The organism is Nocardia sp. NPDC052316 (assembly GCF_044547795.1).
GTDB lineage: Bacteria > Actinomycetota > Actinomycetes > Mycobacteriales > Mycobacteriaceae > Nocardia.
In genome coordinates this window covers 615060-628524 of sequence record NZ_JBIUBB010000003.1, presented here as the reverse complement: position 1 = coordinate 628524, position 13465 = coordinate 615060, and the positions used below count along the sequence as shown (strand labels likewise).

Below are 13465 nucleotides of genomic sequence, written 5' to 3'. Positions count from 1 at the left end.
CCCACCCGGCGATCAGGCGGGCGAGCGTACCGGGCTCGACCGCTCGATCAGCGGCAACGTCCGCAACTGCCGTTCCAGGTGCCATTGCAGATGCGCGGCGACCAGGCCGCTGGCCTGCCTGCGCACCCCGTCGGGCACCGTCTCGATGTAGGCCCACTCCCCGCGCAGCAGCGCGACGAGCAGATCGAGCACCCCCGCGGCCGGTGTCGCCGCACCCGGCGGGCGGCAGTGCACGCACACTGCTCCCCCGGCCGCGACGTGGAACGCCCGATGCGGGCCCGGCGTCGCGCACTTGGCGCACTCGTCCAACGCGGGCGCCCAGCCCGCGAAACCCATGGCGCGCAACAGGAATGCGTCCAGGATCAGCTCGTGGGGTCGCTGCTTGGCGGCGATGGCGCGCAACGCGCTCGCAGTGAGCGCGTGCAGCCGCGGCGCGGGGGCGCGCTCCTCGCCTGCCAGTCGTTCGGCGGTCTCCAGCACCGCGCAGGCCGTGGTGTAGCGCCCGTAGTCGTCGATGATGTCGGCGGCGAACGCCTCCACGGTGTGTACCTGGGTTACCACGTCCAGCGTGCGTCCCGGATGCAGCTGCACGTCGATGTAGGCGAACGGCTCCAGCCTGGCCCCGAACCTCGATTTGGTGCGGCGCACCCCCTTGGCCACCGCGCGCACCAATCCGTGCTGGCGCGTCAGCAGCGTGACAATGCGGTCCGCCTCGCCCAGCTTGTGCTGGCGTACCACCACCGCCACATCTCGATACAAACGCACGCCTCATCCTCGCACGAGGACCCGACAGTCTTCGGCAGGCGCGGCATCACCTCTGCCACTTCCCCGACGAATCCCCCGTGCAGGTCGGCGCACTGACCTATTCTTTTTCTCTACCGCACTGCTGGGGAGGGGTTTTCGGATTTGGACGACCTACTTGGTACCGGAACCGCCGCCGGGTTCCGGGCCACTCGCGAACTACTCGGCCTGCCGGTGCCCTGGTGCGCCCGGCTCTTCGCCGTCGCCGAACGCACCGTGGAACGGTGGGAACGGGGCGCCTTCCAGATCCCGGACACGGCGGCCCGCGAGCTGGCCGAGATTGCCGACGAGACCGAACAGGTCGTCGAGGCGATGGTAGACGCCATCGGCGCAGGCGAGATCTCCCCGCGTCTGCACACCTATCGCACCAACGACGACTACTGCAGACACGAGCCGGACACCCGCTATCCGGCGACCTGGCATCGGGCCGTCTGCGCCCGGGTCATGGTCGAATTACCGCAGGTAGAGCTGCAGTTCGTGGAGTAGAACGGTATCGCTCGCGCGAGCGGATTCAGGTGCGAACGATGCCGGAGATGAGTAGCAGCACCGACTGCTGGGCTTCGGCGCGGGCACGGTCCGGGTCGTCGGCGTGCGCGACGATCAACGCCGACTCGGTGAGCGCGCTGAGCAATAGCTGGGCAAGGACCTGAATGGGGGCGTCGGCGATCAGGCCCGCGGCGCGGGCGCGTTCCAACTGCGCGGTGATCAGGCCGAGGCCGTGCTGGTTCTCGAATTCACGCCAGGCCTGCCAACCCATCACCGCCGGCGCGTCGGTGAGCGCGATGCGCAGCATGGCGGGGCGCTGGCAGATCTCCAGAAAAACGCTGAGGCCCACTGCCATCCCCGCCATCACGTCGTCGGGATCGACTGCGGCGATGGCTTTTTCGATCTCCTCGGTGGTCTCCACCTCGATCTGTTCCAGCACCGCGAGGAACAGGCCGCGCTTGTCGCCGTAGTGGTGATGCAGCGCACCCCGGGTGACCCCGGCCTCGGTGACGAGTTCCTCCGCCGAGGTGGCCGCGAAGCCGCGCTCGGTGAACAGGCGCCGTCCGGCCTGTTCGAGCGCGGCCCTGGTGGTGCGGGAGCGGTCCTCCTGGCTACGGCGTGGCATGCAGCCGAGTGAACTCCAGGATCGACTCGGTGAGCAACTCGGGCTGGTCTTCGGGCAGGAAGGTGTAGGAGTCGTCGATGACCTTCAACGTCGCGTGCGGCAGGTCCCTGGCCAGGCGTTCGGCGTAGGACATCGGGAAAATCTTGTCCTCACGCGCCCACACCAGCAGCACCGGGAGGTCGACCGAAGGGAAGCGGGAAGCGGCTTCGAGCGTGTAGCGCCGGTGCGCGTTCTTGAGGAACAGCCGCAAATCTTTGCGGACCGCGCCGGACTGCTGTGGGCCCGCCAGATAGGAGTCGGCGATCTCCTGCGGCACCCGGCGCTTGGCGACCATCCCGAACACCAGTGGCGTCTGATGCAGCGCGCGGATGCGCGCCAACTCGACGACCGGGCGCATCGAGCCAGGGATCCGCGCCAGCCAGGACAGCAGTGCGAACGGTTTCGGGAGGAAGCCCTCGTAGCTGTCGACCGCCGCGAGCACCACGCGGCCGATCCTGGCCGGGTGGCGGGTCATCAACACCTGGGTGATCGCGCCGCCGGTGTCGTTGGCGACCACGGTGACGTCGGACAGGTCGAGTCGTTCGAGGAAGGCTGCGATGAGATCGGCGACGCCGGACGGGGTGAGGTCGGCATCGGGCATGGCGATCTGGTGCGCGCCCAGCGGCCAGTCGGGGGTCAGGCAGCGGTGGCCCGCGGCGGCGACGCCGGGGACGACTTTGCGCCACAGGTCGGAGTTGACGAGCAGGCCGTGTACGAAAACGACCGGGGAGCCCTGGCCGGTGTCGTGGTAGCTGATGCGGCCGCCGGGCAGGTCAACCTCGTGTGCGGGACCGAGTTCGGTGCTGATTCCCATCGTTCCTCCAGAGCGTTGCGGTCTGTCCACTTTTACATACATTCCGTATGTATGTCTAGAGCCAAGCCGGTCGGCCAGCCGAAATCAGCCACGCCACTGGCAGACTCGCGCTCGAGTCGGCCGCCGACACGGTTCGGCGCCGCGACAAAGGGAGCGAACCCACAGTGACGAACTAGTCACTTGACCAGGTGCGCGATAACGTCTTCGAAAGCGCGACGAGAGGGAGCTCACGATGACGGTGCCCGAACCCACTCGGCCGGCGTCCGAGCCGCAGACCGGCGACCTGGGACTGGCCGACCATGCCGTTGCCCTCGCCAAGGGCACGATCAGCTCCGTTGCCGCCGTCGGCGCCGCCCTCGACCGCATCGAGGCGTCGCAATCGACGCTCAACGCGTTTCGCCTCGTGCGCCGCGAGCGCGCGTTCGTCGAGGCGGCCGATGCCGACCGGCGCCTCGCGGCAGGCGAACGGCTACCGCTGCTCGGCGTGCCGGTCGCGGTGAAGGACGACACCGACATCGCCGGTGAGCCGACGGCGTTCGGCTGCGGCGGCAGCTTCGCTCCGAAAACCGAAGACGCCGAATCGGTTCGGCGGTTGCGCGCGGCAGGCGCGGTGATCGTCGGCAAGACCAACACCTGCGAACTCGGACAGCTGCCGTTCACCAGCGCGGCCGCCTTCGGCTACACCCGCAACCCGTGGTCGGCCGACCACACGCCCGGCGGCTCCTCCGGCGGATCGTCGGCGGCCGTCGCGGCCGGATTGGTCCCTGCCGCACTGGGTTCCGACGGCGCGGGCTCCATCCGCATCCCCGCGTCGTGGACCAATCTCGTCGGCATCAAGCCGCAGCGCGGCCGCATCTCCACCTGGCCGCACGCCGAAGCGTTCTACGGGCTCACCGTCAACGGGCCACTGGCGCGCACCGTCGCCGACGCCGCCCTGCTGCTCGACGTGGCCGCCGGACCGCACGACGGCGATTTACACACTCCCGCACCGATTTCCGCGAGCGCGGCCGTCGGCCGCGACCCCGGCAGACTGCGCATCGCGCTCTCGCTACGCACCCCGTTCACCGCGACCAGGACCGCGCTGCACCCCGAGGTAGCGGCGGCGGTGCGACGCCTCGGCGACACCCTACGCAAATTGGGCCACACCGTAACCGTCGCAGACCTGCACTACGGCTTGCTGATCGGCGCGTCCTTCCTGCCACGATCGATGGCCGGTATCCGCGCGGCGCATCAGAAATTCCCTGGCGCCGAGGTGGATCCGCGCACGATCGCCAATACTCGACTGGGCAGACTCCTCGACGGACCCGTGCTGTTCGCCGCCCGCCAGGCGGAACCCTTGCTGCACAAGCGCATCGGCAGCTTCTTCCGCGACTACGACCTCGTGCTCGCCCCCACCACCGCGACACCTCCCCCGCGCGCCGAGGACATCGACGGCATCGGCGTGCACGCCACCAACAACCTGATCACCGCCGCCTGCCCCTACACCTGGCCGTGGAACGTCCTCGGCTGGCCGAGTGTGAACGTGCCCGCCGGATTCACCGAGGCGGGGTTGCCTGTCGGCGCACAGCTGATGGGCACGGCATCGACCGAGCCACTGCTGATTTCGGTTGCCGCGCAACTGGAATCGGAGCTGCACTGGGAACGGGAACGCCCCAGCCCGTGGTGGCTGTCTCGCTGAACCGCAGACGCACCCACGTCCGCTTCGAAACGAGAATTTCGCTGGCCAGCACAGCGCGGCCCACCGGATTCGCAGTCCACCGTCGATACGCAAATGCCGCACCCTCATTCGGGATCCGCACTCGCTCTAGTGCCATGAAGTCAGTGCGGATCCCGAGAAAAGGTGCGGGGGTTCGGCGGTCGTGCTGGGCCGGTTCGTTCGAGGTACCGCGACCCGCTGCGCCGACAGCTTGGAACCTACCGTCGGGTGGCTTCGCGCAATGCGACCATGACGATTCTTCGCTGCTGTCAGCGCGGGCTGACGAGGACTCGGACGAAACCTCGACCGTCGGCCAGCGAGGTCAGCGCTTTGCCGATCACCGCGCCGAATGCGCGGGCGGGCTCGGTGACCCGGCGGCAGTGACCGGGCGTCGCCGATGTGGTGAGCAGGTCGCCGGGTCGGATGGGTGCGCAGTCGGCATCGGCCGCACACCACACCTTGCCCATCAGCGCGATATGCGCGCTGTTGTCCTGCCGGTCGAGCACGATGGCTGGTTTCACACCTCCCGCGCCGGATACGATGCCTGCCACGGCCGTGTCGTAGTCGCGGGTGCACGGATGAACTTCGCCATCCAACCCGAGCACGACGACCAGCCCGGCCGCCACGGTATCGTCGGTCGTGGTCAATGCCTCGGCGTAGTCTGCGCCTTCGAGCACGAGATCGCCTCTCACCGTGACATTTCCGGTTGTGTACACATTGCCCTCGAAGTACCCCGCATCACCCCCGCCGCTGTTGACCCCCACCACCGCGCCATGGTTCCGGTTCTTCGACCACCCCCGCACACCTTCCCCCTCAGCACTTTCGAAGAACCCGGCGGTGCCGCCGCCGGTGTTGACCCCCACCACCGCGCCGTGATTCGGATTCTTCGACCAACCCCGAACACCCTCCCCCTCAGCACTTTCGAACCACCCACCATTGCCCCCGGGAGCAGCCGAATTGTTCACCCCGACCACACCGGCACCTGGACCGTGGCCATCGCCGCGAACACCGAATCCGGTGTTGCTGGTTCCTAAAACGCCGATTCCGGCCGCCTCATGCGTACCGGCAACGGCAGGTACATCGGTGACCGTCGAATCCCCGTTGACATTGCCCATGACGAACCCTCCACATCTGACATGACTTGCGGATCGAGCCATCCGACTCGTCGCGTCGGCGGAACACGCCTCCAGACTGGCGGCGGGCCGGTCTCGGAGGACACATTTCGGTCCATCCAGCGAACCCAGGGGAAGGTTCGTGCGCGAACCCTGGAGCAGCGCGACTGACCACCACATGCCGATTCGTCGTGGCCGGAGTGCCCGCGGAATGCCGTCGTGGCAACGAAGAACTGGCCTGGCGGCGACTATCGGCAGTTCGCTCGAGGTGTCCGACGGCAGTGGCATCATCGAGAGCTACGAGGTGGTTCGGATAGCGCAAACCTTGCGACAGGGGGGCACATGAGCGCGGAACTCGTTGCGGTGCGGCTCGGTACCGCGCTGGTGGGTCGTGCGGCGCGGCTGCTGCTGGCGAAACAGCAAAGCGACCAAGCGCGCCGCTCCGACATGGACGATCTGATTCGGCGCCACGTTCCCGGCTTTCGCCCCCAGCGCAGCGTCAAGCGACAGTTCGAACAGATCGCGGACGCGGTGGCCGAGCGGCTCGAACCCATGCTCGCCCACGAGTTCCGCGGGATGGATGCGGGTGAGCACACCGCGGTCGTCGAGGCGGTGGTGCACGCCTTCGAACAGGCCGATCTGTCCGACGCCGCGATCTTCGCGTCGAACGCCGATCCGGCGCAGCTGGCCCGGCGGATGCGCGAAACGGTGCGGACACCGACGTGGCTCAGTGCCGCCGGATCGGCACTGTACGAACAGCTCGTCGCGGAATGCTGCGACTGCTACGTGCAGATCGTGCGTCATCTGCCCGTCTTCGTCGAGCGAGCGGTGCCCGAGTTGCTCAGGCGCGTAGACAGATTGGGCGCCGACGTCGAGCAGGTGCTCGGGCGACTACCCAAGCGGTCGCTGTACGCACCGGATGGCAGCGACCACGACGCCGCCTTTCGCCGCGAGTATCTCGAGCTGATCAGTCGGACGCTCGACGAGGTGGAGCTGTTCAGCTTCGCTGTCGAACAGCCTTTGCGGACCAAGCTTTCCGTTGCCTACGTCAGTCTGCGCGTGGTCGGCCAGAACTACCTGTGGTTCGGTGACCGGCGCCAGGCCGACGAACAAGGACTCGGCGGCGGACGAGTCGAGGCGGCCTTGAGCCGAAAGCTGCGAATCCTGCTCCGCGGCGAAGCCGGATCGGGCAAAACGACGCTGCTGCGCTGGTTGGCGGTCACCGCGGCCCGTGCGACGTTCACCGGCGACCTCGCCGCGTGGAACGGGCTGGTCCCTGTGCTGCTCAGGCTGCGCAGCTATACCGCTCGCGAGCTGCCCAAGCTACACGAGCTGCTCGACGACGCGGCGGGCCCACTGACCAGCCACATGCCCGACGCGTGGGTCGATCGTCAACTGGCGAGTGGTCAGGTCCTGTTGCTGGTCGACGGTGTGGACGAACTCGTTCCCGCGGATCGAAACAAAGTCCGGGAGTGGATCGGTCTCCTACTCAACGCCTACCCGCTGACCAGAATCGTCGTCACCTCCAGACCGGCTGCCGCCCACCATGACTGGCTCGCCAACACCGATTTCACACCGGTCGAGCTCGAACGAATGACGCAGTCGGATCTGGACGCCTTCATCCGCCAATGGCATCAAGCGATCGGCGCGAGCGGTCAGCAGCTGCCGTGCGCGCCGACGGAGCTGCCCGACTACGAGCGCGCGCTCATCGCCAGTGTCCGGGATCGCCCGCATCTGCAAGCGTTGGCCGCCAACCCGCTTCTCGCCGCGATGCTGTGTTCGCTGCATTTGAGGCGCAAGCGACAGCTGCCGCGCAATCGCATGGAGTTGTATCAGATCGCGGTGGATCTGCTCGTGCAGCGACGCGATGCGGAGCGGCATATTCCCAGCGCGCAGGGGGCTTCACTCAGCCTGACCGACAAGGTCACCGTGCTCCGCGATCTGGCTTGGCGGTTGTCGGACAACAATCTCAACGAAGTCGACACCGACAGGGCGGCAGGGTACGTGACCACGAAGATCGCGTCCATGCGTCATCTGACGGTCGACCCGCAGGACGTGCTGGACTATCTGCTCAATCGATCGGGCATTCTCAGATCCCCCGCCGACGGCCGAGTCGACTTCGTGCACCGAACTTTTCAGGAGTACCTCGCGGCAGCGGAGGCCGCCGCGCAGGACCGCATCGGCAACCTCGTCGGACGCGCGCATCTGGACGTGTGGCACGACACGGTCATCATGGCGGCCGGCCACGCCAACAGCAGCCAGCGCGGGGAGCTGATCACCGGCCTGCTCGACCGCGCGAACAATGACGACCGCAATGGACGACATCTGCGGCTGTTGGCCGCGTCGTGCTGGGAAACGATCGAGTCGCTCTCGGGCGAACTGGCCCAGCGGCTGGACGAGACGATCGCCGGGCTCGTCCCGCCGCAGGATCTCGACGAGGCCGCCTCGCTCGTGGCCGTCGGCGAGCCGTTGCTGCGGTATCTGCCGAAGCGTCTCGATGACCTTCCCGATGTGAGCGCGATGACGACGGTACGGACGGCGGCGCTCATCGGCGGGCCTGCCTCCTTGCGGTTGCTGGGTGGCTATACCGAAGACACTCGCGAAGAGATACAGCAGGAGCTGATCAACACCTGGGACTACTACGATCCGATCGAATACGCCGATGCGGTACTCGCCAACTTTCCCGCAGAGCCCGGTCTCGACCTCTGGCTGTTTCGGCCGCGCCAGTGGAAGCCCACCGTCCGGCTCGACAACCTTCGATCCCTGATCGTCGAATTCCCCTCGAGCATCGGCGCACTGGCAGCCGACGGACTACCGGCGGCCGCACTGCTGTCGTTGTTCCGGCTGACCGGAGTCAACGATCTGCGGGCCCTTGCCGCTGTGCGCGACCTCGGCTACCTACGCGAGTTGGTGCTCGCCACGAACGACCATCAGGCAGTACTCGACGGCCTGGACGGACTGGCAGCGTGCACCGGGCTGCACCGCCTTCAGCTGGTGGGCTGGCAGTCGTTGCCGCAATTGGTCGGGGCAGCGCTACCGGTTCAGCTGCGATCGCTGGGCCTCGAACCGGTTCCGACGGGGTACGACCTGACCTGCCTCGTGGATCACGGACTGAGCGAGCTCAGCCTCAGCGGCGAGGGCGCACCGGCCGCGCTCACCGCGGTCGGCCGGGCATTGCACCTCGAACGACTGACGCTGGCCGACTGTGATCTCGTCGACGAGCTGCCCGCACTCACCGCCATGCTGCCCCAGCTCCGATCGTTGGAGCTGTCCGCGGTCACGCTGCCGGATGACCTCACACCCATCGGCGATTTCCCACTGCTGGAGGCGATCTCGCTGAAGGACTGCGCCGGGGTGGACGGCCGCATGGTCTATCTGGCCTCCATCCCGCAGCCGAACGCGCCCCGGCGATTGATCGTCACGACCACGCCGCGGCGACGACAGGGACGATGACGGCGAAGGGCGCCATCGCGTAGTCGCCCGACGGCTAGAACCCCAACTTCCCCAGTTGCTTCGGATCCCGCTGCCAATCCTTGGCGACCTTCACATGCAGGTTCAAATAGATCCGCGTCCCGAGAATATGTTCGATCTGTTTGCGCGCATTCGTCCCGACCTCTTTGAGCCGAGCCCCGCCCTTGCCGATGATGATGGACTTCTGGCTGGGGCGTTCGACGTAGAGGATCGCGTGCACATCGAGCATGTCCTCCCGCTCCTCGTACGGCAGGATCTCCTCGATCACCACCGCCAACGAGTGCGGCAGCTCATCACGGACACCTTCGAGCGCCGCCTCGCGAATGAGCTCGGCCATGAGGGTTTCCTCCGGCTCGTCGGTGAGCTCCCCATCGGGGTAGAACGCGGGCCCCTCAGGCATTTTCGAGGCGATGACGTCTACGAGCACCTCGATCTGCTCGCCCTTGACCGCGGAGACCGGCACCACGTCGGCGTCAGGGCCGAGCAGCTTGGACAGCGCGAGGAGTTGTTCGGCGATCTGGTCCCGGCTCACCTTGTCGATCTTGGTGACCACACCGAGCACGGTGGTCTTGGGCGCCATCTGCTTGATCTGCGACACGATCCACTTGTCACCGGGACCGATCTTCTCGTCGGCGGGCACGCACAGCGTGATCACGTCGACTTCCGAATAGGTATCGCGCACCAGGTCGTTCAGCCGCTGGCCGAGCAGGGTGCGCGGCCGGTGCAGGCCGGGGGTGTCGACCAGGATGAGCTGGGCGTGGTCGCGGTGCACGATGCCGCGGATGGTGTGCCGGGTGGTCTGCGGGCGCGAGGAGGTGATCGCGATCTTCTGGCCGACCAGGGCATTGGTCAGCGTCGACTTGCCGGTGTTCGGGCGGCCGACGAAACAGACGAAGCCGGAACGGAATTCGGCGTTATCCTGGCCGTCAGCCACCGTGCACCTCGGCCGACTGCGCGTCGACGGTGAGCTGCGAGTCGTCGACGATCTCGAAGACCGCACCGTCCCGGTCGGTGAAGATGATCTTGGCTTCGGGCGACACCTCGCGCACCGCCGCGACCCCGTAATCGGACAACCGTCCGCCGACCACCACGGCCGCCTCGAATCCCTCTGCGCCACTGGAGATCGCGGCCGCGACCGCCGCCTGCAGCGCGGTCAGGCGCAGCGCCGTCAGGCTCACCTCGCCCGCCGCGTAGGTGCGTCCGTCGCTGTCGCGGATCGCTGCGCCGCTGGCGCCGCCGGTGCGGCCCATCGCGCCGCGCGCCAGCACCAGTAATTTGTTGTCCTCGGGATCCAATTCGGTCATTCGGTGTCTCCGTCCTCGTGTCGACCGGCCGGGACTTCCCGATCCGATCCATTGCCTTTTTTGCCGTCCGGCTGTTCGCCGTCGGCGTTCTGCGCCTTGTCCGTCACCTTGCGCACCACCACGGTGTGCACCCGCACCCGCCCTCGGGTGTCCGCGCCGCCCTCGCCGCGCAACATCAACCCGTGCACCACGACCTTCGACCCGGGCAGCGGCACCCGGCCGAGCTCGTGCGCCATCAACCCGCCGACCGTATCGACGTCTTCTTCCTCGATGTCGAGCCCGTACAGATCGCCGAGATCTTCGATGGGCAGGCGCGCCGAGACCCGGTAGCGGCCGTCGCCGAGGTCTTCGATGGGCGGCGTCTCGTCGGTGTCGTATTCGTCGGCGATCTCGCCGACGATCTCCTCGAGCACGTCTTCGATGGTCACCAGCCCGGCGATGCCGCCGTACTCGTCGACCAGCAGGGCCATGTGGTTGCGCCTGCGCTGCATCTCGTCGAGCAGGCTGTCCAGCGGCTTGGAGTCGGGCATGAACACGGCCGGGCGCATCACCTCACGCACCAGCACCTTGCGACTTCGTTCCGCGTAGGGCACAAGGTCTTTCAGGTACACCACGCCGAGAATGTCGTCGACGTTCTCACCGATCACCGGAATACGCGAGTGCCCGGATCGCACCGCGAGCGACATCGCCTGTGCCGCGGTCTTATCCGCTTCGATCCAGACCATCTCGGTGCGCGGCACCATCACCGCGCGGGCGGCGGTGTCGCCGAGTTCGAAGACGGACTGGATCATTCGGCGTTCGTCGTCGGCCACCACGCCGCGCTCGCTGGCCATCTCGACCACCTCGCGCAGCTCGATCTCGGAGGCGAACGGGCCGTTGCGGAAGCCCTTACCCGGTGTGATCGCGTTACCGAGCAGGATGAGCACGCGGCTGAGCGGGCCGAGCAGCGCGCCGATGAACTGCAGCGGCAGCGCGGCGGCCAAGGCGATCGAGTAGGCGTGCTGGCGGCCGAGGGTACGGGGGCCGACCCCGATCACCACATAGGACACCAGCACCATCACCGCGGCGGTGACCAGCAGCGCCCAATTGTCGTCCCAGACCGCGATGAGTGCCGCGGCGAGCAGAACGGTGGCGCCGATTTCGCACAGAATGCGCAGCAGCACCATGAGATTCACGTAGCGGGCGCGATCGGAGACGATCTTGCTGAGCCGCACCGCGCCGGGCCGGTCGGCTCGCACCATATCGTCGACGCGGGCCGGTGAGATGGTGTTCAACGCCGAATCGACGCCCGCGAATACGCCGCCGACCGGGACGAGCAGGACGGCAAAAACTATCAGGGTCAGCGAACTCACGCGGGTCCTAATGCGTCACCAGGTGTGGTGAAGCCCGCCTTCCCCAGCAGCCTGGCGTCTCGGGCGGCTAGTTCGGCCCGCCGCTGTGCTTCGCGCAGGCTCTCGTACCACTCTTCGAGCAGCCGGGCCTGCAGCGCGAACATTTCCTTCTCCTCTTCCGGCTCGGCATGGTCGTAGCCGAGCAGGTGGAGCGCGCCGTGCACGGTGAGCAGCGCGAGTTCGTGGTCCAGCGAGTGGCCCGCCTTGCGGGCCTGGCCCGCGGCGAACTCGGGGCACAGCACGATGTCGCCGAGCATGGAGGGGCCGGGTTCGGGGCTGTCGGGGCGCCCGCCCGGCTCGAGTTCGTCCATCGGGAAGGACATCACGTCGGTCGGGCCGGGTAGGTCCATCCAGCGCATGTGCAGGTCTGCCATGGTGTCGAGATCGACGAGCACCATCGACAGTTCCGCGGCGGGGTGCACATCCATCCGGGTGATCACGAAGCGCGCGACACTGACCAGATCTTCTTCGGGTACGTCGATACCCGACTCGTTGGCGATCTCGATACTCACCCGGTCAGCCTATGTCACGGCATGCCGCCGTCCGGCTGACACCCGGCGTCGCGGGATGTCGGTCGGACGGTGTCGAGCACGCGGCTCAGCGCCGGTCGCCGCGGCTGGCGGCGCGACGCTGGGCCCGGTTACCCGGATAGTGCGGGCCGACCTGCGGCCTGGTCTCCGACTCGGCCCGGTCGTAGGCGTCGACGATGTCGGCGACCAACCGGTGCCGGACCACGTCGCTGCTGGTCAGCTGCGAGAAGTGGATGTCATCGATGTCGGTGAGGATCTCGCTGGCGGCGCGCAACCCGGACCGCGCGCCGGTCGGCAGGTCGACCTGGCTGACGTCGCCGGTCACCACGATCTTCGAGCCGAACCCGAGGCGGGTGAGGAACATCTTCATCTGCTCGGCCGTGGTGTTCTGCGCCTCGTCGAGCACGATGAACGAGTCGTTGAGCGTACGACCACGCATGTACGCCAGCGGCGCGACCTCGATGACGCCGGCCGCCATCAACTTCGGAATGGCTTCGGGGTCCATCATGTCGTGCAGCGCGTCGTAGAGCGGGCGCAGGTACGGGTCGATCTTCTCGTTGAGCGTGCCGGGCAGGAAGCCGAGCCGCTCCCCCGCCTCCACCGCGGGACGCGTGAGAATGATCCGGTTGACCTGCTTGGTCTGCAACGCCTGCACGGCCTTGGCCATCGCCAGATACGTCTTGCCGGTGCCCGCGGGGCCGATGCCGAACACGATGGTGTTGGCGTCGATCGCGTCGACGTAGCGCTTCTGGTTCAACGTCTTGGGCCGCACGGTCTTGCCGCGCCGGGACAGGATGTCCAGGCTGAGCACCTCGGCCGGGGACTCCGAGGAGCCCTCGGTGAGCATGGACACGGTGTGCCGCACCGCTTCCGGGGTCACCACGCGGTTCCGGCCGGTGAGCGCGACGAGCTGTTCGATCACCCGCTCGGCGAGGGCGACCTCGGCCGCCTTGCCGGTGAGAGTGACGGAATTGCCGCGAACGTGGATATCCGCGTCGAGCAGCTCTTCGAGTTCACGCAGGTTCTGGTCGGCCGAACCGAGGAACGGGAACACGGATTCGGGAGCGAGTTCGATACTGGAACGCACGGTGCGCGCTGCGGGACCCGAGCTGGTTTCGTCGGCGCCGATACCTGTTGCTGATGTCGTCGGGTCGCCGATCTCGCCTTGTGTTCTCAAAAGTGGCTACAGCCTGCTT

Annotated in this window: 12 protein-coding genes; 3 read left to right on the top strand and 9 right to left on the bottom strand. The window is 67.3% G+C overall.

Annotation, left to right across the window (positions count from 1 at the left end; genetic code table 11):
* Positions 1–12 precede the first annotated feature (12 nt).
* Complete coding sequence (gene recO / locus ACIHA7_RS15590; RefSeq protein ID WP_135235594.1) at positions 13–765, bottom strand: DNA repair protein RecO; 753 nt, start codon at positions 763–765, stop codon at positions 13–15.
* Between the two features lie 141 nt (positions 766–906).
* On the opposite strand from recO, the gene ACIHA7_RS15585 reads away from it, so the two are divergent.
* Positions 907–1287, top strand: a complete 381-nt coding sequence (locus ACIHA7_RS15585) for a DUF1870 family protein (protein WP_159080204.1) — start codon at positions 907–909, stop codon at positions 1285–1287.
* Between the two features lie 25 nt (positions 1288–1312).
* Here ACIHA7_RS15585 and ACIHA7_RS15580 read toward each other — a convergent pair whose 3' ends face one another.
* Together ACIHA7_RS15580 and ACIHA7_RS15575 are read right to left on the bottom strand one after the other, a co-directional pair.
* Positions 1313–1912, bottom strand: a complete 600-nt coding sequence (locus ACIHA7_RS15580; protein ID WP_397289793.1) for a TetR/AcrR family transcriptional regulator — start codon at positions 1910–1912, stop codon at positions 1313–1315.
* On the bottom strand, positions 1899–2765 hold the full coding sequence (locus ACIHA7_RS15575; protein ID WP_397289791.1) for an alpha/beta fold hydrolase: 867 nt from the start codon (positions 2763–2765) through the stop codon (positions 1899–1901). Before ACIHA7_RS15575 ends, ACIHA7_RS15580 begins: the two co-directional genes overlap by 14 nt.
* 232 nt (positions 2766–2997) lie before the next feature.
* On the opposite strand from ACIHA7_RS15575, the gene ACIHA7_RS15570 reads away from it, so the two are divergent.
* Positions 2998–4443, top strand: coding sequence for an amidase (locus ACIHA7_RS15570; protein ID WP_397289789.1), 1446 nt, complete (start codon positions 2998–3000; stop codon positions 4441–4443).
* A 287-nt stretch (positions 4444–4730) separates the two neighbouring features.
* Here ACIHA7_RS15570 and ACIHA7_RS15565 read toward each other — a convergent pair whose 3' ends face one another.
* On the bottom strand, positions 4731–5138 hold the full coding sequence (locus tag ACIHA7_RS15565) for a hypothetical protein (RefSeq protein WP_397289787.1): 408 nt from the start codon (positions 5136–5138) through the stop codon (positions 4731–4733).
* A gap of 777 nt (positions 5139–5915) precedes the next feature.
* Here ACIHA7_RS15565 and ACIHA7_RS15560 point away from each other — a divergent pair.
* Positions 5916–9026 carry an NACHT domain-containing protein gene (locus tag ACIHA7_RS15560; protein WP_397289785.1) on the top strand — a complete coding sequence of 1037 codons (3111 nt, stop codon included), beginning with the start codon at positions 5916–5918 and terminating at the stop codon, positions 9024–9026.
* A gap of 34 nt (positions 9027–9060) precedes the next feature.
* On the opposite strand, the gene era is transcribed toward ACIHA7_RS15560, so the two are convergent.
* From era to ACIHA7_RS15535, 5 genes are all read right to left on the bottom strand, one after another.
* Positions 9061–9978, bottom strand: coding sequence for a GTPase Era (era, locus tag ACIHA7_RS15555; protein WP_397289783.1), 918 nt, complete (start codon positions 9976–9978; stop codon positions 9061–9063).
* Positions 9971–10348 (bottom strand): cytidine deaminase, encoded by a 378-nt coding sequence (locus tag ACIHA7_RS15550; RefSeq protein ID WP_397289781.1) that lies wholly within the window; start codon positions 10346–10348, stop codon positions 9971–9973. Before ACIHA7_RS15550 ends, era begins: the two co-directional genes overlap by 8 nt.
* The gene (locus tag ACIHA7_RS15545) at positions 10345–11700 is read right to left on the bottom strand and encodes a hemolysin family protein (protein ID WP_397289779.1); all 1356 of its coding nucleotides are present in this window, start codon (positions 11698–11700) and stop codon (positions 10345–10347) included. The genes ACIHA7_RS15550 and ACIHA7_RS15545 overlap by 4 nt, the downstream gene beginning before the upstream one ends.
* Positions 11697–12251 carry an rRNA maturation RNase YbeY gene (gene ybeY / locus ACIHA7_RS15540; protein ID WP_397289777.1) on the bottom strand — a complete coding sequence of 185 codons (555 nt, stop codon included), beginning with the start codon at positions 12249–12251 and terminating at the stop codon, positions 11697–11699. The genes ACIHA7_RS15545 and ybeY overlap by 4 nt, the downstream gene beginning before the upstream one ends.
* An 85-nt stretch (positions 12252–12336) precedes the next feature.
* Positions 12337–13428 carry a PhoH family protein gene (locus ACIHA7_RS15535; protein ID WP_397290780.1) on the bottom strand — a complete coding sequence of 364 codons (1092 nt, stop codon included), beginning with the start codon at positions 13426–13428 and terminating at the stop codon, positions 12337–12339.
* Positions 13429–13465: the final 37 nt, after the last annotated feature.